The sequence below is a fragment of the Paraburkholderia sp. USG1 genome (assembly GCF_031570135.1).
Lineage (GTDB): Bacteria > Pseudomonadota > Gammaproteobacteria > Burkholderiales > Burkholderiaceae > Paraburkholderia > Paraburkholderia dioscoreae.
On the sequence record NZ_JAMWXW010000008.1, the window covers coordinates 49,400 to 67,453 of the forward strand.

Here is an 18,054-nt window from a genome sequence, read left to right on the forward strand (position 1 = left end):
AGTCGGAGAATCAGTTTCCGTACGGATCGAAGTCGAAGTACTTCTTTGCGATCTGCGCGTACGTGCCGTCCTTGCGCATCGAGGCGATCGCCTCGTTGATGGAGGCCTGCACCGCGGTCTCATCCTTGCGCAAGCCGATGCCCACGCCGCGATCGCCCATCGAGAGCGGTTCGCCCACGAACGCAAACCCCTTGCCCGCCTGTGTGCGCAAGAATCCGTAGTCCGCCTCCACCGAACCGAGCAACGCGCCGTCGAGACGCCCGTTCTCCAGGTCGGCGAAGACTTCCTCCTGACTCTTATACGCCACCACATGCACGCCGAGCGGCGCCCAGTTCTTCAGCGCATACCCCTCGAACTGCGTGCCCGACTGCACGCCGATTTGCTTGCCTGGCAATGCGTTCAAGCCGCCCGCGAGCGCGGAACCTTGGCGCGCGATTAGCCGCGATTTGAACTGGAACAGCTTCGACGAAAACAGAATCTGCTGTTCGCGCTTTTCCGTGATCGCCATTGAAGAAAGGATCGCGTCGATCTTGCGCGCCTGCAACGCCGGAATCATCCCCGAAAATTCGAGCTCCACCCACTGGCAGCGCGCGTGAATGCGCTTGCAGATTTCGTTGCCGAGATCGACGTCGAAGCCTTTGAAGCTGCCGTCGGGCGCCTTGGAGTCCATCGGCGGATAGGTCGGATCGATGCCGAGGCGCAGCGTGGTGGAATCAGCAGCAAACGCGCCGCTGCTGAAAGCCAGCGCGGCGCTCAAGATCATCAGCGAAATTTTCATGGGAGGACGGAGTGTGGGGTGGGCGGATAACTACCGCGTCATCCTATGCCGCGTCCGCGCCTCAAAGAAGCCCCGTTGAGACTATCATGATCACTTTTACCGATCACCGGACGGCACAGCCCTCATGGCGTTGACCATCTCCCAGCTTCGCGCATTCACCGCCGTGGCCGAGCACGGCAGCATCCGCGCGGCTTCGCGTGCGCTCGGTATCGCGCAAAGCGGCATCACGCAGCAATTGCAGAACCTCGAATCGATGCTCGGCGCCACGCTCTTTACCCGCACGAATCGGGGCATTGCGCTGACCGCACTCGGCCAGCGGCTGTTGCAGCGGGCCGGCGCGATCATCGGCGAATGCGAACGCGCGGAGCAGGACGTGCAGCAACTGCGCGGCGACTATGTCGGCGAGGTCACGTTCGGCATGACAACCGAACCGCTCGTCGATGCGTTCGCGCCGGTGCTGATGGAATTCCACACGCGCTTCGAGCGGGTCGCGGTGCATCTGCGTACGGGCACCTCGCGCATGATGATTTCGTGGATTCGCGAAGGCACGCTGGACTTCGCGGTTGCCCTCGTCTCGAAGCACACGGATACCGCCGATCTATCGGTCATGCCGCTTTATCCGTCCGATCCGGTGGTCGTCTGCCGCCAAGGGCATCCGAAGGCCGGCGCGACCTCGCTGGCCGAACTGGTCGACTGCACGTGGGTGGCCACGCGCTCGCCGAATCTCACGGCCGATCCGCAAGTCAATCGCCTGAGCCATCTGTTCGAGAGCCACGGCTTGCCGCCGCCGAAAATCGTCGCGACGGTGGAAGGCTTGTACGAGACGCTGCATCTGGTGGGCGCAACGGACTGCCTGTCGCTGGAGTCGTCGATCGTGGCGAAGCGTGGGCCGTTTGCCGGCACGCTCACGTCCATTCCCGTGCGCGAGCGCGCGGTCGAACAGAACGTGTGCCTGCTGCAGCGCGCGGCCATTCCGCTCACGCCCGCCGCGCAGGAGCTCGCGACCATGATCGCTTCGTACACGCGCACAGTGCGGGCGCGTTGAAGCGGTGCTGCCAAGCGAAGCCGCCGCGCTGCGGCTACAATTAAGTATCCACACCGGACGCAAGCAGCACTAACGGCGCCGTTCGAGCATCCACATAGGCGAACGACCGCCGGCACCCACCGAAAAAGTCCGGGCACGCTTCAAGCTAAGCACAGCAGCAAACCAATTGCGGAGGCGAGCGGCGCACAGCGCCCTCGCACCGCATGGAGTCTTCTTTACGTCGTAGACCATCAACAGGAGTTTCCCCAAATGATGAATCGAGACAATCCCGTCTGGCTGATCACAGGATGTTCCACCGGATTCGGCCGCGAGCTGGCAAAACTGGTGCTGGAACGCGGCTGGCGCGCGGTGGTTACCGCACGCGACCCGTCGAAAGTGAAAGATATCGTTGAGGGCCACGCCGATCGCGCACTGGTTCTGGCGCTCGACGTGACGAATCCCAAGCAGATCGAAGACGTAGTCGCGCAGACAAAGCAGCGTTTCGGCCGCGTCGATGCGCTCGTCAACAACGCGGGTTACGGTTATCTGGCCGCGATCGAGGAAGGCGAAGACGACGAAGTCCGCGCCATGTTCGAAACCAACGTATTCGGCCTGATCGACATGACGAAGGCGGTCTTGCCGATCATGCGTGAACAGCACAGCGGTTTGATCGTGAACGTGTCGTCAATCGGCGGTATCACGAGCTTTGCGGCGACCGGCTATTACCACGCCACCAAATACGCAGTGGAGGGCTTGTCCGAATCGCTGGCGACGGAGGTGAAGCCGCTCGGCATCGACGTGTTGATCGTTGAGCCGGGGCCGTTCCGTACGAACTGGGCGGGTCCGTCTATCAAACAGTCGGGCACGGTGATCGACGACTACGCGGCCACGGCCGGCGAGCGCCGCGCGCAGACCGAAGCGCGCAGCGGCAAGCAGGCAGGCGACCCGGTGCGCGCGGCGCAGGCCATCATCGACGCCGCGCTGTCGGACAAACCGCCGCTGCGTTTGCTGCTCGGCAAGACTGCACTCGAATTGGCCCGCAAGAAGCTGGACTTCATGCGCGGCGACTTCGATGCATGGGAAGCCACGACGGTAGGCGCGGATTTTCCGGAGGGAGCGGGTTAATAAGCCGCGCGAGTCATCCGTTGGTTGGGTTAAAACTCGACCAGCGCGAAGTCTTCCTTGCCTACGTCGCAGAGCGGGCAGCGCCAGTCGGGCGGGACATCCGCCCAGCGCGTGCCCGGCGCGATGCCTTCTTCCGGCAAACCCTCGGCTTCGTCGTAGACCCAGCCGCAGATCACGCAGACCCATTGCTTGAAGTCGTCCGCTGTGGCGGCGGAATCGGTGCACGCAGGCGGCGCATCGGCCGCCTGCGACGCCGGCGTTTCATCGAGGCTCACCACCAACGGTGCGGCAGTGCCCACGCCGGTTTCCGCGAGACGCGCCTGCAGGCTTTCCAGCAACCGCTGCGCTTCGGCCTGCGTCAGATCGATCCAGTAGGGATCGCCGGCGCCGTCGTTGAGCCGCTCGGGGGAAAACTGGATTTCTACGGCTACGCCCTTCTTGTACATGGCAAATCGGAATATCGATTAAGCCGGCAGCGCGTCCCCAAGGGGCTTCCTTCAGGACGGGCCGGCATGGGTCGGAAGCGTCGCGCCGAGGCTTCGCGCAGAGATCAGACGAACTGGTTCAGTACGATGGCGGCGATCAGGCCGGCAGCGCCGATGAGGCCCAGCAGTTGCAGCAGAGTGAGGGATTTACGGGTTGCGGTAGGGATTTGTTGCGTAGTCACGGGCTATTCTTGAAGATCGGAAAAAGCGAAATGGTACACGAGTCCGCGGCCTGCGCATGTCGATTAGCGCAAACCGCCGTGCATTAGCTGCCATTATCGCCGCTCGATCGCCCGGGATTCCCTACCGTCCGGAAATGGATTAATTCCCCTTGACGGGGAAAAGTTTTCCTGTGAATGCGCCAGGCGCGATCAGTAACAAAACTGCACGTCCACACGCCCGGCGTCAGATAGACCCGGATATCAGCTTTTCGCCAGCGGGCTGCCGTGGCGAGAATCCCAGAAGCGAATCACCTCGGTGTCGCCCGTGCCGGCGCCCACCACCTGATCCGGTGCGCCGTGCTCGCGCAGCAACGCGCGCAGTTCGTTGATGACCGGAAACACCTCGTGATTCCAGTCCGCGCCTTGCGAATCGTGGGCGCGCTGTTCGGCTTCGACGATCTCGCGGTCTTCCTTGAAAATGCGTTCGGTGAACCACACCAGCAGCGGCCATGCGAGATTCAGTACGCCGGGAACGCCCGGTTTGCGAATCGACAGCAGGCCGAACGTGCGGTTGGTACGCTGCTCGCGATCGAGCGGCACATAGACGATCCATAGATTCATCACCAGCGTCTGCTCGGACGTGCGAATCTGCAGCGTCTGATACGGATACTCGGTGCGGATCGTCATCACGTCCTTGTCGTTGTCGCCGCCGGTTTTGCGGCTCTGGCCGAACACGATGGCTTCGCCGATAGGTTGCTGGCCGGCCATGCGCGCAAACGTGTAATCGACTTCGACCCAGCCCTCGCCGTTGCGGCGGCCGAGCGAGCGCGCCCGCATCTGCCCCATCTGCTTGCGATGCAGAAACTGATGGTTCATGTCCATCAGGTTCTCGTGCATGAACGAGTAGTGGCAATTCACCGGACGGCCAAAGCGGCGCGTCTTGTACTTCTTGTCCGAAACCGAGGCGAGATCCGGCAGGGGCCGTTGTTCTGCAAGAGCGGCGTCGCCGGGGAAAACGAAAATCAGGCCTTCCACTTCGTGGCACGGATAGGAGCGCACACCGTTCGGCAGACGTTCGCGACCCAGATACGGCACGTCGATACACTTGCCCGAACAGTCGTAAGTCCAGCCGTGGTAGCCGCAGCGAATCGATTCGCCATCCACCACGCCCTGATGCAAGGGCACCTGACGATGCGCGCAGCGGTCTTCGAGCGCGAACACCTTGCCGGCCTCCGTGCGCGCCAGCACGATCGGGTCGCCCGCGAACGTCACGCCATGCGTCTTGCCCCGCTTCACCTCATGCGACCACGCAAGCGGATACCAGTAATCAGGGTGAATGCCGACGCGGCGCAGATCGCGCACCGGCGCGTCGTTGGCCGCCTGGCCGGACGCGTGAGCGCTTTTCTGCGATGCTGCCTGGACGGGCGGCACATCGACGGTTGCATCGCCCGTGTCTTGTTCTAGCGGGGGAACAGCATGCATAGGTGGGTCTCCGTGCACGAGCGGAAAGAGGGTCGCCACCCTGCAGATTGCGGGCGGCATCGTCGCCAGTCTACTAGAACCCGACACCCTATGGGATCGAGGACCGCGCAACCACCCTCGGCAGCGCCTGCCCGCACAAGCGCACCGCCCACCTCGAACACCTTGTTGAAAAGACGCCGCGCCGCGTCAGCCTTCGTCCGGCGCCACCAGGCCGGAGCGGCGCTGCACGCCCCACGACCGCCCGCCGCGCAGGAAATGCAGCCAGCCGAGCGTGGCGCCCACATGCCGTACCAGCTGAAACGTGAACGGCTCGGCGATCGCCGCGAACACCGCCATCCACAAGCTGTTGGCGGTGCGCTCGCCGGTCCAGCGCCGATACAGATGAATGCTCCACAGATAGAACGCGAGATCGATCGCCGTTTTGAGCCCGATCACGCTGAAGATCGACACGACGATCGCGCCGTGTCCGCCGAACAGAAAGGCGAGCAGCAGCGCAAACGCGGTCAGGCCGTAGATGGGCTGCATGGTGTCGATCGCCTTGACCGGCAGCATCAGCATGCCGAGCGTGCCGTAGCGCGGATTGCCGGTCATGTCGCGGTTCCAGTATTGCGTCTGCAGGAAGCCCGCGAACCAGCGCCGGCGTTGACGCAGAAAACTGGCAAGGTTGTCCGGCGCATCGGTGCGGGCATGCGCGTCGCCGACCACGCGCACGTCCCAGCCAAGGCCGTGGTCGACCGAATAGCGGCGCAGCCGGTGAATCAGCTCGTAGTCTTCGACCAGGCACTGCGGATCGAAACCGCCCACGTCGACCAGCGCGTCGCGCTTGAACGAAGCGAAGGCGCCCGAAATCAGCAGCAGACTGTCGGCGCGCATCCACGCAAAACGGGCGATGAAGTTGCGCATGTACTCGTAGGTCTGAAACCACTGGAATACACGCCCCGACACCGACTTGCCGCACACCGGCACCAGAATGCCGGCTGCGGCGACCAGCTTCGGCTCGCTCGCGAAAGCGGCACGCATGGCGTAGGTGGCGTCGTCGTCGAGCAGAGTGTCGGCGTCGACTGTCATGACGGTTTCCGTGGTCATCACGGTGATCGCGGCGTTCAGCGCGCGCGCCTTGCCGCCGTGCGGCACGCGCAGCCAGAACAGGTTCGGATACAGCGAGCTCGGCGCGCTCAGCACGCCGTCGGCGGCCGCGGTGAGGCCGAAGCGCCCGGTGAGCAGCTCGCGGGTCGAGTCGGTGGAGCCGTCGTCGGCAATGACGATTTGCGCCGGCCCGTGCGTTTGCCGCAGCAGCGCGGCGAGCGTCACCGGCAGAACGGTCGCTTCGTTATGCGACGCAACGATCACGCCCATGCTCGGCAAGCTGCGCCGCTCGAACTCGGGTTCGAGCGGCGGTGTACGCCGCATGAGCGGCAGCGTTTTCCACGTGACGAACGCCAGCAGCAAGGTGTCGTACACCACGTAGGCAATGCCCGTCGACCAGGCCAGCGCCCCCTGCAGAAAGAAGGCGCGTGCGAACAGCAGCAGCCACAACACGACCACGCTCAGATGAATCAGCGTACTCAACGCAGTCGTGCGGCGCGGCACAATGCGCGGCGACGCGAGCGCGAGAGCCTGTTCCAGGGTTTTCTTCAAAGTGACGGCCGGGTTAGTCGGTGCTGCGGTTGATAAGGGGACGCAGCGCTCAAGGCACCATGCGCTTCAGAACCGACTTGCGATCGATCCACTGATGCTTCAACGCGCCGCCGATATGCATTGCCAGCAGCGCATAGAGCGCGTAGCCGAGCCAGGTGTGCAAGGCCCCGAAGCGATCGTGCAAGCTCTCCTTGAGCGCCGGATCGAGATTCATCACGTAACCGATGCGCGGCCAGGGAAACAGATCGAACAGGCGCATGGGGTGCGTCGCCGCGTCCTTCCATGCGGAATCGTGCAGCCAGCCCGATAGTGGCAGTGCAATCATCAGCAGATACAGCAGAAAATGCGCGACATGGGCGGCGATTTTCTCCCACGAAGGAAACTCGCGCGGCAAGGGCGGCGGCCTGTGCGACACACGCCACAAGATGCGCATGAGCGCGAGACCGAGCACCGTGATCCCGATCGACTTATGGGTATCGACCACCGGGCGCACCCAGTCGTCCGGCAACGAATCCGCGCTCAGGCCGAGCACCACGTTGCCGATCATCAGCAGCGCGATCAGCCAGTGCAGAATCATGGCCGTGCGGGTGTATCGCGACGGCACTGGCGTGCCGCTCGAATCGGTCAAAGAGTCGGCGTGCGTATTCATGGTTGTTCCGTCCGCAGACGCGTTGCTGCGAAAGCTGTTTGAAAATCCGGCGATACCGAAGGAGGTTCACGCGCGCCGCAATAGGCAAACGCCCCAGTGTGCGGTTTTATTCCGCCGGGCGCTTAACAGTATGTTTCAGATTATTTCGCGCGCCCGGCGCAGGGAAGCGACTGCACCCTGGCGATGCGACGCCTCGCGCCGCGCGATCAACGCGGTCGACTCGATCCGTTCCTCGACCCAGCCGTTGGTTGCATGCGCATCCAGTAGCTGCCGGATGCGTGCCTGCAGTTCGTCCAGCCGCTCGCCGAGCCGTTCGCGCGACAGACTCGACATCGACAGGGGGCGCTCGATCAACGATTCGACCGACGTGCGCCGTGTTTCGACAATCGACACACGCTCGAGCGCCGGAAATGACGACTTCGCGAGCACCGTGTCGTGGCTCTCCCAGTCGTCCGACTTGCGCTGCATGCGCGCCGGGTCGCTCTGCGCATACTCTTCGACCAGCGCGTGGTAGGGCGCGAGCCAGGCAATCGGCGCTTCGGTGACGATCGCGGTCGAGAACAGCGCGACCGCGCCTTCCGGTTCGATCAGCTCATCCAGCCGGGCGAGCGTGTCGGGCCGGTCCATCCAGTGAAACGCTCGTCCGATCACTGCCAGGCGAAAGCGCCCCAGAGTAGGAGCCAGATCATAGGAGCTGCCCTCGCGATACTCGATGTTGGGCGCAATCCCGGCGCCGAGACCCGCTGCGATGCGCAGCATTTCCGGTTCGGGGTCGAGCGCAAGACCCGATCCGACCCACGAAGAAAACGCCAGAGACAACTGCCCCGGCCCGCAGCCGAGATCGAGCAGCCGGTGCGAACCGCCGAGCTCGCACGACTGCGCGACGCGGCGAATCAGCTGCGGCGAATAGGGTGGACGGCCCGCCAGGTAGTGCGCGGCGTTGGTCTTGAAGCGGTCGGGGACGAACGGAATCGGTGCGGTCATCGGCAGTTCCAGGCAGGTGGTTGGCGGCAACAGGCAAGCGAACAGAACGTCATTGTCGTTGCTGCGACGTATTTTCGCCGATGTCGCCATGCAATTCGAGCCGGTCGGCGTGCATGCGTCGGGATCGATCCTGCTGGTTGGATGTCCATTTGACTGCGCAGTTTCCGGCGGCACGATAAATCGTCCGTGCGGCTGCCGCGCGACAGCGTCCAGCGGGAGACCGGGCACGCAAGCGCACTGAAAGGCGCCCGACGCGTTATGTCCCGCCGGGCGATTCGAAAACCCGGCCAGTCACCATTCAACGCTTCACAAACCGCTTCACAAACCGATAATGCCCAACGCCCCACTCGTTCCCATTCGCGTAGCCGAATAGCTCGGCCACGGCCATATAGAACATGCGCCAACGTTGCAGCCACACGGCCGCATCGTGCGCGCCGTAGGTATCGGCGAGCATCGGCATCACCCGGTCGCGCGCTGCGTCGAGCGCGGCGAGCCAATGATTCGCCGTGCGCTCGTAGTGCGTACCGCTCACCCACCACTGCCGCTCCATGCGCAAGTCGCCCTGGAAATTGAGCAGCAGCGCCTCGGACGGCATCGTGCCGCCGGTGAAGAAGTACTTCGACATCCAGTCGCTGCCGTCCTGTACCTGGAAGTGGTACGCAAGCGTGCGATGCACGAAGATATGCACGAACAGCTTTGCGTCGTCGCGCATCCAGCGTGCGATTTTTGTCAGCAGCAAGCCGTAGTTCTTCATGTGCTCGAACATCTCGATCGACACCACGCGATCAAAGCCGCAGCCAGGCTGTGCGTCGTCGCCGTTCTCGAATTCGAAATCGACAACGTTGCCCGTGAACACCGAGAGATTGTGCAAGCCTGCCTCGGCCGCGCGCGCTTCGATGAACGCGCGCTGCGCATGCGAGTTCGATAGCGCGACGATCTGCGAATTCGGGTAACGCGCCGCCAGCCATAACGACAGCGAACCCCAGCCGCAGCCGAGGTCGAGAATCCGCTGACCGTCGGCCAGTTCCGCCCGCTCGGCGTAGCGTTCGAGCATGGCCGCCTCGGCTTGCGCGAGCGTCTCGCTGCCGGTCGGATACAGGCAGCACGAATACTTCAGACGCGGCCCGAGATGCGCATGGAAGAACGACGCCGGCACCTCGTAATGCTGCGTGTTGGCGGCTTGCGTTTCGATGGCGATCGGACTCGCGCGCAGATCGTCCAGCAGACGGTTGAGCCTTTGCGAGCGCACCTCGCCGTTGTTGAGCGCTTCGTCGCGCAAGCGCTGGCGCATCAGCCGACGCATGCCGAAACGGATCACGCCGTCAGGCAGCCAGCCGCGTTCGCAGCGCTGAATGAGCCAGCCGTCAGCGGGCTCGGCGGGCGGGGGCGGCATGGTGTGATCGGCGGTGGAAAGGCTCATGAGACTGACTCCCTATCGTTTTTGGGCGATTCTCTTGCAGGTGCTGCGCTTGCGCCCGCGTGGGTCTTCAATGCCGCGGCAGCCACGGAATCAGCGCGCTGGTGGTGCGCATGTAATCGGCGTAACCGGGGCGCCGCTTCGCCATGCCTTCTTCGAGCAGCGGGATGCCGGAGAGCTTCAGCAACAGGAAAGCCATCAGTACCGGCGGCAACAGCGTGAACCAGGCCCACGGCGTGCCGATCGACAGCGCGATATAGGCAAGCCAATGCACACATTCAAAGAAGTAATTCGGATGCCGCGAATAACGCCATAAGCCGACGCGGCATACGGCGTCGTGATTGGCCGGATCGGCCCTGAAGTTTCGCAACTGGCGGTCCGCGGCGCCTTCGCCGGCCACGGCGACGATCCATACCGCCACGGCCAGCACGATCCAGCCTGCGGCCGGCGCAGTGCTGCGGTACGACGGCACCAGAAACGCGATCGACAGCAACATCGAAATCACCCCTTGCAACTGGAAAAACCAGAACATCCGGCTCGCCGCCCTGTCGCCGCATTCCTCGCGGAAGCGGTGATAGCGTGCGTCTTCCGGCTTGCCTGCATTGCGTTTCCAAAGATGCGCGCCGAGCCGCACGCCCCAGATCAAACCGCCCAGCGCGGTCAACGCACGCGCCACGGGGTCGCCGGTGCCGAGCACGGCGTAGAGCACCGCCACAAGACCGAGCGAATAAGCCCAGATGGGGTCGACCATCCCGGCGTTTTCGGTCTTCAACTGCCACGCCCAGGCCGCGCTGAAAATCACAACGAGGCCAAACAGCGCAATCGCGGCGGCGACAAGCGGCGGCATGGGTTCTCCGGTCAATGACGATGCGGGTTATACGCTTGAAAAGCGGGATCGGATGCGCCTCGCGCGCCGTCAGTTGCGTCACGGCCGCATCCGGTTAGCATTAACGTGTCTGCAACGCCCGCTCCTTCGCGAATTACCTCTATGCCTACCCGCTTCAACGCCGCGTTCATCGCCTTGCTCGCCGCCGCCCTGTTCGGCGCGACCACGCCACTCGCGAAAGCGCTGCTCGGCTCGCTCTCGCCGTTCCTGCTCGCGGGGCTTTTCTATCTCGGCAGCGGCGGCGGCCTTGGCACCCTGATTCTGGCTCGCCGGCTGAAAGGCAGAGGCGCCGGGCAACCGGCCAGCCATAGCCGTTTTCCGCTACGTGAAGTGCCGTGGCTGGCCGGCGCGATCGTGGCCGGCGGCGTAGCGGGCCCCGCTTTATTGATGCTGGGTTTGAAAACGACGCCGGCCGCCACCGGCTCCCTGCTGCTCAACCTGGAAGGTGTGTTCACCGCGCTGATCGCATGGGCCGTGTTTCGCGAGAACGTCGACATGCAGGTGTTCCTCGGCATGGCCGCGATCGTCGCGGGCGGCGTGGCGCTGTCCTGGCAGCCGGGCGCGGCGGGCCTGCCGCCCGGCACATTGCTGCTGGCCGGCGCGTGCGCGTGCTGGGCCGTCGACAACAACCTTACGCGCAAGGTGTCTGCGCACGACGCCATGTTTATCGCCTGCATCAAAGGGCTCGTAGCCGGGTCGGTCAACGTGGCGCTCGCGCTTACGCTCGGCGCCGCATGGCCCAAGGTCTCGACCATGGTGCTTGCCATGCTCACGGGCTTTGCGGGCTACGGCGTCAGTCTCGTGCTGTTCGTCGTCGCGCTGCGTAATCTCGGCGCCGCGCGAACCGGCGCCTACTTCTCGGTCGCCCCGCTGTTCGGCGTGACCTTGTCGTGGCTGCTCTGGCCGGAACTGCCGCCGCCGCTGTTCTGGATCGCCGCCGCGCTGATGACGCTGGGCGTGTGGCTGCACATTCGCGAGCGTCATGAACATCCGCACACGCACGATCCGCTCGAGCACACGCATCGTCACCGGCACGACGCGCATCATCAGCACGAGCACGATTTTGCGTGGGACGGCGCCGAGCCGCACACGCATCCGCACCGCCATGCACCAATAACGCACGCGCACGCGCATTTCCCCGACATTCACCACCGGCATACACATTGATTTTCCGGCGAACCACGCCGAGCGCGCACTTGCTGCACCGCAAGACAAAAATCTCTGTGAATCGAATCATGCGATAGATCGATTCAATTGGCATGGTCGTGCATCGCATCCTCTAATGGAACTCCTGCTGTGCGCGCTTTGTCCGTCTAACCTGCCTCGCCCCTGGAGGAGCCCATGTCACAACCCGAGCCTAACGTGGACGAATTGATGAGAAGCATCGCCGAGGAAACCGACACGCCGACAGAAACTGTTTCGAAGTTGTATGCGGACATCGTGGCCGTCTATCGGCAGGATGCGCGCGTATTCGATTACGTACCGCTCTTTGCGGCGAAAAAAGTCCGCAACCAGCTTCGCCATAGCCCGGATCGCAAACATTGACGCGGCGGCGCGCGGAGACCACTGCTTGCCGAACGACGTTTCGCCTCGATAGACTCGCGCGCGGATCCAGATGATGTGCGCCGATTATTTTTCCCGCTGCTAGACTCTGACCCAGGACGATCGACTGGGGGAGTGGGCATGCGGGTAACAATCGTGGGCGCGGGCATTGCCGGCTTGAGCACGGCATGGTCGCTCTCGAAACAGGGACACGACATCACACTGATCGAGCAGGGCTCGATTCCCAATCCACTTGCCGCTTCAGGCGACCAGCACCGCATGATCCGCCGCGCCTACGGCAATGCAGACGGTTACGCACACACCATTGCCGAGGCTCTCGATAGCTGGGATCTGCTGTGGAATGACCTGGGCGTATCACACTATGCCAATTGCGGCGTACTCGGCATTTCGCAATTCGCAGGCGACGGCGCCGAACACTTCCGCGCCGGACTGGACCGCATGAAATTCGAGTATGAAATGCTCGAACCGCTCGACGCAGCCACACGTTACCCCTTTCTCGACCCGAACACGTTTCGCTACGCTTACCTCGATCACGACGGTGGCGCACTGTTCAGCGAACGCATTGCACGCGACATGAAAGCGTGGCTCAAAATGCGCGGCGCCGACATTCGCATGCACACCAAAGTGCTGGCAGTCGATCCGCACTCCGCTTCCGTGCGTATAGAAAACGACACGATCGTGCGTGCCGACCGGCTCGTAATCGCCGCGGGCGCATGGACGTTGCAACTGTTCCCCGCGCTCGCCGAAAACCTGATGACCTATCGCAATACCGTCGCTTATCTGCAGCCGCCTGTGGATCTGGAAGACGCGTGGTCGACGGCGCCTGCGATCGTGGATATAGGCGGCGAGAGTGACGGCTACGTGCTGCCGCCCATCGACGGCGTCGGCCTGAAGTTCGGTGCCGGTGTCAATAAAACGTTCGCGCCGGATCCCGACGCGAACCGCATTGCGGCGCCCGCTGAAGGCGACCGTTTGCGCCTGCTGTTTTCTCCGCCGTTCAGCCGCATCGGCGAATATACGGTATCCGAAGTAAAAACCTGCGCGTACACATTCACGGCGGATAAACGGTTCTTTTCGAAGCGGATCGGCAACACGCTAGTGGTGTCCGCATGCTCCGGGCATGGGTATAAGTTCGGCGCGGCAGTGGGCCGCCGAATCGCGGAGTCGCTGGAAACCGGCGACGACGCGATGCTCGCGCGATGGCTCAGGGCAGAAACGCCCTGACGCGTCACAACGCAGGCAATCACGCTGCCTGTGGCTCCAGAATCTGGCCGTTTGGTGGAGCTAACAATGGAGCGACAAATTTCTTATGCTGACGGTTTGAGACTCTTCACTTAACGAGGAATCAAACATGTCCGGCCCGATTCAAATCCGCCCCGCCGTACCCGCCGACTTCGACGCCTGGTTGCCGCTATGGGACGCCTACAACGCGTTCTATGGCCGCTCGGGTGAGACAGCGTTGCCGCGCGAGATCACGCAAATCACCTGGGGGCGTTTCTTCGACGGCTACGAGCCGATGCACGCAATGGTCGCTGAACGCAACGGCCAGTTGCTCGGCCTCGTGCATTTCCTGTATCACCGTCACACGACGATGGCAGGACCGATCTGCTATCTGCAAGACCTGTACACGCTCGATACCGAGCGCGGCAAAGGCGTCGGCCGCGCATTGATCGAGGCGGTCTATGCGCGCGCCAGAACCGATGGTGCGCAACGCGTGTACTGGCAGACGCACGAAACCAATCAGACGGCGATGAAGCTGTACGACAAGGTCGCGGACCGTTCGGGGTTTGTGGTCTATCGCAAAGCGCTGTGATGTCGATGTCGCGCAGCACGCTCGCCTAGCACGCTTCCAGCTTGCCTCAATGAGCCGTAAGCCGTGTGCCCCTGCACGGCTCACTGCATTCGCATGCGTGGACGATCGTTCGGCCACCATGCACAGTGCGTTACCCGATCCGATTCTCACCGTCCCCGTTGCCCACGCCGCTCAAGTTTGCGTGCGGTCTGCCGTTATCGCCATTGGACGGAGCTGCACCCGGCTCCACGCGTTTCATCAGCGAACCCTTGGGCGATCTCCTCATGGAGGGGCGCAAACGAATCGGAAACTGTACATGCCTTCGATCATCGGCATCGATCTTGGAACCACGCATAGTCTCGCGGCAATCTGGCGCGACAACCACGCCGTCCTCATCCCGAATGCGTTAGGAGCGACACTCACGCCGTCATGCGTTTCCATCGACGACGACGGCTCCATCCTCGTCGGCCGCCCTGCTCACGACCGCCTGCATACGCATCCCGAGCGTACCGCCGCGAACTTCAAGCGCTACATGGGCACGAGCCGTACCGTGTCGCTCGGCGCGCAAGCGCTGCGCCCCGAAGAGCTCTCTTCGCTGCTGCTCAAATCGCTGAAGGCCGATGCCGACGCCTTTCTCGGCGAAGCGGTGAGCGACGCGGTAATCGCCGTGCCCGCCTATTTCAGCGACGCACAGCGCAAGGCTACGCGCATTGCCGGGGAATTGGCCGGTCTCAATGTACTGCGCCTCGTCAACGAGCCGACTGCGGCCTCGCTTGCGTATGGCGTGCATCAACGCGATAGCGAGCGCAAGTTTCTGATTTTCGACCTCGGCGGCGGCACGTTCGATGTTTCCGTGCTCGACTTCTTCGAAGGCGTGATGGAAGTACGCGCGAGCACCGGCGACAATTTCCTGGGTGGTGAAGACTTCACCGAAGCATTGGCCGAATTGTTCTGCCATCGCAACGGCCTGAAAATCAGGGCGCTCGCGCCGGTTGCGGCACAGCGTCTGCATCAGCAGGCCGAACGTGCGAAACGTCAGCTCACGCAGAACGGCGTTGAAAGCGTCACGCTTCAGCTCACAATCGACGGCAACGAGCACGTGCTCGACCTCGATGCAGCGACCGCCGAGCGCACCTGCGAGCATTTGCTGCAACGGCTGCGCAAACCGGTGGAACGCGCATTGCGCGATTCGAAGATCGCCGTTGCCGCGCTCGACGAGATCATCCTTGTCGGCGGCGCATCACGCATGCCGATGGTCCGCAAGCTGGTCTCGAAGATGTTCGGTCGCCTGCCCACCGGACACCTGAACCCGGACGAGGTGGTCGCGCTGGGCGCAGCGGTGCAGGCCGGCCTCGTGGGGCGCGACGCCGGACTCGACGAAATGGTGCTGACCGATGTCGCGCCGTATAGCCTCGGCATCGATACCGCCATGCAGATCGGCCCGAGTCAGTTCGTGCCCGGTCACTTTCTGCCGATCATCGAGCGCAATACGATTGTGCCGGTGAGCCGCATGCAGCGCATTTTCACCGTGCGCGACCGTCAGCAGATACTCAGCATCAAGGTGTTTCAGGGCGAAGCGCGTCTGAGCGCGGACAACGTATCGCTCGGCGAATTCACGCTGGAGGTGCCGCCCAAACCAGCCGGAGAAGCAGGCGCGGACGTGCGCTTCACTTACGACATCAACGGCGTGCTCGAAGTGGAAGCCACTGCGTTTCCGGACGGCAAGAAGCGCGCAATGGTGATTGAAGAGAACCCCGGCGTGATGACGCCGGAAGAAATCCGCGAACGCCTCGCTGCGTTGAGTGCGTTGAAGATCCATCCGCGCGATCAACTCGAGAACCGTACGCTGTTGACGCGCGCCGACCGTGTCTACGAAGAGACGCTGGGCGACCATCGGCAATATCTGGCCGCGCATATCGCTCGCTTCCAGGCGGTGATCGAGCGTCAGAATGCGGACGAAATCGCGCAAGCGCGCGGCGAACTGGGCACGCTGCTGGATCGTTTCGACGTGCATGTGACTTATTGACCGGCCATGAATACGATCTCGAACACGCATTGGCCGTGGGACGTGCTCGGCATCGAGTCGGATGCCGACGAACGTGCGGTGCGCCGTGCGTATGCACGCCTGTTGAAACAGCAACGCCCGGATGAAGATGCCGAGGCGTTTCAGCGTCTGCGTTACGCGTATGAGTCGGCGTTGCAGATGGTGGGCAGTGGGGCTGCAAAGGGATCCGACACTGCGCCCGGAGAGGCGAATGCTGAAGGCGCAGAAGCTGCGGTGTTGATCGAGCCGACGCAAAATTCTGCCATTCAGTTGGCGACGCAACCGGTCCCGGCCAACGCGTCTGAAGTCCAGGCTGCTTGCGAGCCCGACGCTTTCGAAATCGCCGTCCAGCTCTGGCAAAACTTCGTCACGCAAGCGGATGACCTCGGGTCGCGTCGTTCGCTGCAGGATCTGTTCGCCACCGTCGTCAACCTTGCAACGCGCGACGAACTCGAGTGGCAAGCGCTCTGTCATTGTCTGAACGAGGACACGCCGGCCAGGCTGCGCATGAACCTGAGCGCGGTTCTTGGCTGGCGGGACAACGCGATGCATCTGCGGCGGCGCAACGCGGCCATTGCGGCGCTCGCGCTGGACCGCGTGTTTGCCGACGAGGACTATGACGCGCTGCGCCTGCGCTTCACCAACGCAATGGCGTTGCTCGAAGGGCCGTTGCCTCAAATGGCCGCAGGCGCAGGAGCGCTGCTTCGTGCAGGGGTGCGCGCCGAAATGGAGCAGTTGCTGATCGCACTCGGCCGCTACCATCCGAATGTCGTGCGGCTGCGGCTCGATGCCGGAAAGGTCGATTTCTGGGGACGCTGCCTCAAATTCCGCATCGGCGCGGGCCGATTGTTTGGTCCGGCGCTTGCGCTGAATGCGTGGTGCGGTTTGCTGTTTGCCGGTGCTTCGCTCAACCCCAACCGTGGGCGATGGTTCGATCAGTGGTCGCCTGCTCAACTGGGCATTCTTCTGTCGACGCTCATGCTCGCTCTGGTGACGATCGCCACTACCACCGTGTTGCTATCCGAGCCCCAGCAACAGAAGCTGCGGGCGTTGCGTGCGATCGGTTGGCTGCGTTATGGGTGGGTTCCCGTGTGGCTCGGTGCCACCGCCGTTGCGCTGTGCGACGACGGCAGCGGCAGGTCGACATCGATCGCGATGGCTACGCTGGGGGGCTGCACGATCTGGGCTGCGTTGGTGTATGGGTGGCCGCCAGTCAAGGAACTCGCGATACTTGCCGCCGTCAGCGCGACGGCGCTGGGTTTTGCGGGCCACTGGATCGCTGCGGACCCGCGCGCGTGGTTGATGCCTTATGCGCATGGGGTGTTGTTCGCGTTCTTTATTTCTTTTTCGCAAGCGGAATGGCGCGAATGGGTTGCGCGTCGGCCACGGGTGTTTTGGGCTTGCGCGCCTTTCTGGTTCGTTGGATTCGCAGCGTTGATCGTGTTGCTGGTTCAGCGCGAAGCGCGTGCGACACAGTTTGCGTGGGCCTTGTTTGCGGTGATGTCGGCAGCGGGCGGCGTGCTGGCGACGACGCGTTGGAGCGATCTGCGCGGCGCTGTACCGGCGTTTTTTCGTGGGTATGCGAATCTGGTCTGGATGGTGTTGGCGATTTATAAACCGGATATTGTTGCGTGCGTGAGTGCTGGGGTGATGAGTGTGTGGGTTATCGAGGGGGGTAGGCGGCGGGCGGGGTAGAGGGATGTCGAGATTGGCGGGTGCGTTGGGGCTTCTGAAACGTGTCGCATCGGAGAAGTCATGTCGTTGTAGAGGCGACGCCCACTCGCCCACCCAATCGGATCCCCGCTGATGAACCGTCAAGGTCGCGCAACGCGCGCTGAAAGATAGCCTTGACGGCCACCGGCGTTCTACGCTCAGCAATGCGGTGCAAGACGACATGGCGGCTTGCACCGCATGCGAAGCACGCTTTGCGCTTTTTCGTTCTTCACTTTGGGGAGCCCCATGGGGGCGGACGGGAGGCAGGCTGCGAGCACGGCGCGAAGGCCGCCTGCGGCCGCAGCCCGCGCGC

General features: G+C 63.1%; 16 protein-coding genes. 8 read left to right on the top strand and 8 right to left on the bottom strand.

Features of this window, described 5'->3' with window-relative positions; all coding sequences use genetic code 11:
• Positions 1–10: 10 nt before the first annotated feature.
• A complete protein-coding gene (locus NE850_RS12740) occupies positions 11–778 on the bottom strand; it encodes a transporter substrate-binding domain-containing protein (RefSeq protein ID WP_007178524.1) in 768 nt (255 codons plus the stop codon).
• 124 nt (positions 779–902) lie between these two features.
• On the opposite strand from NE850_RS12740, the gene NE850_RS12745 reads away from it, so the two are divergent.
• Positions 903–1,823 (top strand): LysR substrate-binding domain-containing protein, encoded by a 921-nt coding sequence (locus NE850_RS12745; protein WP_007178525.1) that lies wholly within the window; start codon positions 903–905, stop codon positions 1,821–1,823.
• Between the two features lie 249 nt (positions 1,824–2,072).
• Positions 2,073–2,927 (top strand): oxidoreductase, encoded by an 855-nt coding sequence (locus NE850_RS12750; protein WP_007178526.1) that lies wholly within the window; start codon positions 2,073–2,075, stop codon positions 2,925–2,927.
• 29 nt (positions 2,928–2,956) lie between these two features.
• Here NE850_RS12750 and NE850_RS12755 read toward each other — a convergent pair whose 3' ends face one another.
• The 7 genes from NE850_RS12755 to NE850_RS12785 all read right to left on the bottom strand — a co-directional run bounded on the left by NE850_RS12755 (position 2,957) and on the right by NE850_RS12785 (position 10,590).
• Complete coding sequence (locus NE850_RS12755; RefSeq protein ID WP_007178527.1) at positions 2,957–3,373, bottom strand: rubredoxin; 417 nt, start codon at positions 3,371–3,373, stop codon at positions 2,957–2,959.
• A 461-nt stretch (positions 3,374–3,834) separates the two neighbouring features.
• Complete coding sequence (locus NE850_RS12760; RefSeq protein WP_007178528.1) at positions 3,835–5,055, bottom strand: aromatic ring-hydroxylating dioxygenase subunit alpha; 1,221 nt, start codon at positions 5,053–5,055, stop codon at positions 3,835–3,837.
• Positions 5,056–5,241: 186 nt separating this feature from the next.
• Entirely contained in the window at positions 5,242–6,693 is a 1,452-nt protein-coding gene (locus NE850_RS12765; protein ID WP_007178529.1) for a glycosyltransferase family 2 protein, read from the bottom strand.
• Between the two features lie 49 nt (positions 6,694–6,742).
• Positions 6,743–7,342, bottom strand: a complete 600-nt coding sequence (locus NE850_RS12770; RefSeq protein WP_007178530.1) for a cytochrome b — start codon at positions 7,340–7,342, stop codon at positions 6,743–6,745.
• A 135-nt stretch (positions 7,343–7,477) separates the two neighbouring features.
• Entirely contained in the window at positions 7,478–8,326 is an 849-nt protein-coding gene (locus NE850_RS12775) for a class I SAM-dependent methyltransferase (RefSeq protein ID WP_007178531.1), read from the bottom strand.
• Positions 8,327–8,624: 298 nt separating this feature from the next.
• The gene (locus NE850_RS12780) at positions 8,625–9,746 is read right to left on the bottom strand and encodes a cyclopropane-fatty-acyl-phospholipid synthase family protein (protein ID WP_310698824.1); all 1,122 of its coding nucleotides are present in this window, start codon (positions 9,744–9,746) and stop codon (positions 8,625–8,627) included.
• A gap of 67 nt (positions 9,747–9,813) precedes the next feature.
• Positions 9,814–10,590 carry a DUF1295 domain-containing protein gene (locus NE850_RS12785; protein WP_310698825.1) on the bottom strand — a complete coding sequence of 259 codons (777 nt, stop codon included), beginning with the start codon at positions 10,588–10,590 and terminating at the stop codon, positions 9,814–9,816.
• Between the two features lie 141 nt (positions 10,591–10,731).
• On the opposite strand from NE850_RS12785, the gene NE850_RS12790 reads away from it, so the two are divergent.
• From NE850_RS12790 to NE850_RS12815, 6 genes are all read left to right on the top strand, one after another.
• Positions 10,732–11,796, top strand: a complete 1,065-nt coding sequence (locus NE850_RS12790) for a DMT family transporter (protein WP_165189542.1) — start codon at positions 10,732–10,734, stop codon at positions 11,794–11,796.
• A 174-nt stretch (positions 11,797–11,970) separates the two neighbouring features.
• Complete coding sequence (locus NE850_RS12795; protein ID WP_007178535.1) at positions 11,971–12,174, top strand: DUF3562 domain-containing protein; 204 nt, start codon at positions 11,971–11,973, stop codon at positions 12,172–12,174.
• A gap of 138 nt (positions 12,175–12,312) precedes the next feature.
• Positions 12,313–13,416: an FAD-dependent oxidoreductase gene (locus tag NE850_RS12800; RefSeq protein ID WP_310698826.1), complete on the top strand. Its 1,104-nt coding sequence runs from the start codon at positions 12,313–12,315 to the stop codon at positions 13,414–13,416.
• A gap of 127 nt (positions 13,417–13,543) precedes the next feature.
• Positions 13,544–14,005 carry a GNAT family N-acetyltransferase gene (locus NE850_RS12805; RefSeq protein WP_165189544.1) on the top strand — a complete coding sequence of 154 codons (462 nt, stop codon included), beginning with the start codon at positions 13,544–13,546 and terminating at the stop codon, positions 14,003–14,005.
• A 295-nt stretch (positions 14,006–14,300) separates the two neighbouring features.
• Positions 14,301–16,010 carry a molecular chaperone HscC gene (locus NE850_RS12810; RefSeq protein ID WP_310698827.1) on the top strand — a complete coding sequence of 570 codons (1,710 nt, stop codon included), beginning with the start codon at positions 14,301–14,303 and terminating at the stop codon, positions 16,008–16,010.
• Between the two features lie 6 nt (positions 16,011–16,016).
• On the top strand, positions 16,017–17,723 hold the full coding sequence (locus tag NE850_RS12815) for a J domain-containing protein (protein WP_165189546.1): 1,707 nt from the start codon (positions 16,017–16,019) through the stop codon (positions 17,721–17,723).
• Positions 17,724–18,054 lie beyond the last annotated feature (331 nt).

Coding starts and splice junctions, on each gene's coding strand:
- NE850_RS12785 (WP_310698825.1), bottom strand. CDS start 10,590: ATGCCGCCGCTTGTCGCCGCCGCGATTGCGCTGTTTGGCCTCGTTGTG.
- NE850_RS12760 (WP_007178528.1), bottom strand. CDS start 5,055: ATGCATGCTGTTCCCCCGCTAGAACAAGACACGGGCGATGCAACCGTC.
- NE850_RS12815 (WP_165189546.1), top strand. CDS start 16,017: ATGAATACGATCTCGAACACGCATTGGCCGTGGGACGTGCTCGGCATC.
- NE850_RS12795 (WP_007178535.1), top strand. CDS start 11,971: ATGTCACAACCCGAGCCTAACGTGGACGAATTGATGAGAAGCATCGCC.
- NE850_RS12740 (WP_007178524.1), bottom strand. CDS start 778: ATGAAAATTTCGCTGATGATCTTGAGCGCCGCGCTGGCTTTCAGCAGC.
- NE850_RS12750 (WP_007178526.1), top strand. CDS start 2,073: ATGATGAATCGAGACAATCCCGTCTGGCTGATCACAGGATGTTCCACC.
- NE850_RS12745 (WP_007178525.1), top strand. CDS start 903: ATGGCGTTGACCATCTCCCAGCTTCGCGCATTCACCGCCGTGGCCGAG.
- NE850_RS12800 (WP_310698826.1), top strand. CDS start 12,313: ATGCGGGTAACAATCGTGGGCGCGGGCATTGCCGGCTTGAGCACGGCA.
- NE850_RS12775 (WP_007178531.1), bottom strand. CDS start 8,326: ATGACCGCACCGATTCCGTTCGTCCCCGACCGCTTCAAGACCAACGCC.
- NE850_RS12790 (WP_165189542.1), top strand. CDS start 10,732: ATGCCTACCCGCTTCAACGCCGCGTTCATCGCCTTGCTCGCCGCCGCC.
- NE850_RS12755 (WP_007178527.1), bottom strand. CDS start 3,373: ATGTACAAGAAGGGCGTAGCCGTAGAAATCCAGTTTTCCCCCGAGCGG.
- NE850_RS12780 (WP_310698824.1), bottom strand. CDS start 9,746: ATGAGCCTTTCCACCGCCGATCACACCATGCCGCCCCCGCCCGCCGAG.
- NE850_RS12770 (WP_007178530.1), bottom strand. CDS start 7,342: ATGAATACGCACGCCGACTCTTTGACCGATTCGAGCGGCACGCCAGTG.
- NE850_RS12805 (WP_165189544.1), top strand. CDS start 13,544: ATGTCCGGCCCGATTCAAATCCGCCCCGCCGTACCCGCCGACTTCGAC.
- NE850_RS12810 (WP_310698827.1), top strand. CDS start 14,301: ATGCCTTCGATCATCGGCATCGATCTTGGAACCACGCATAGTCTCGCG.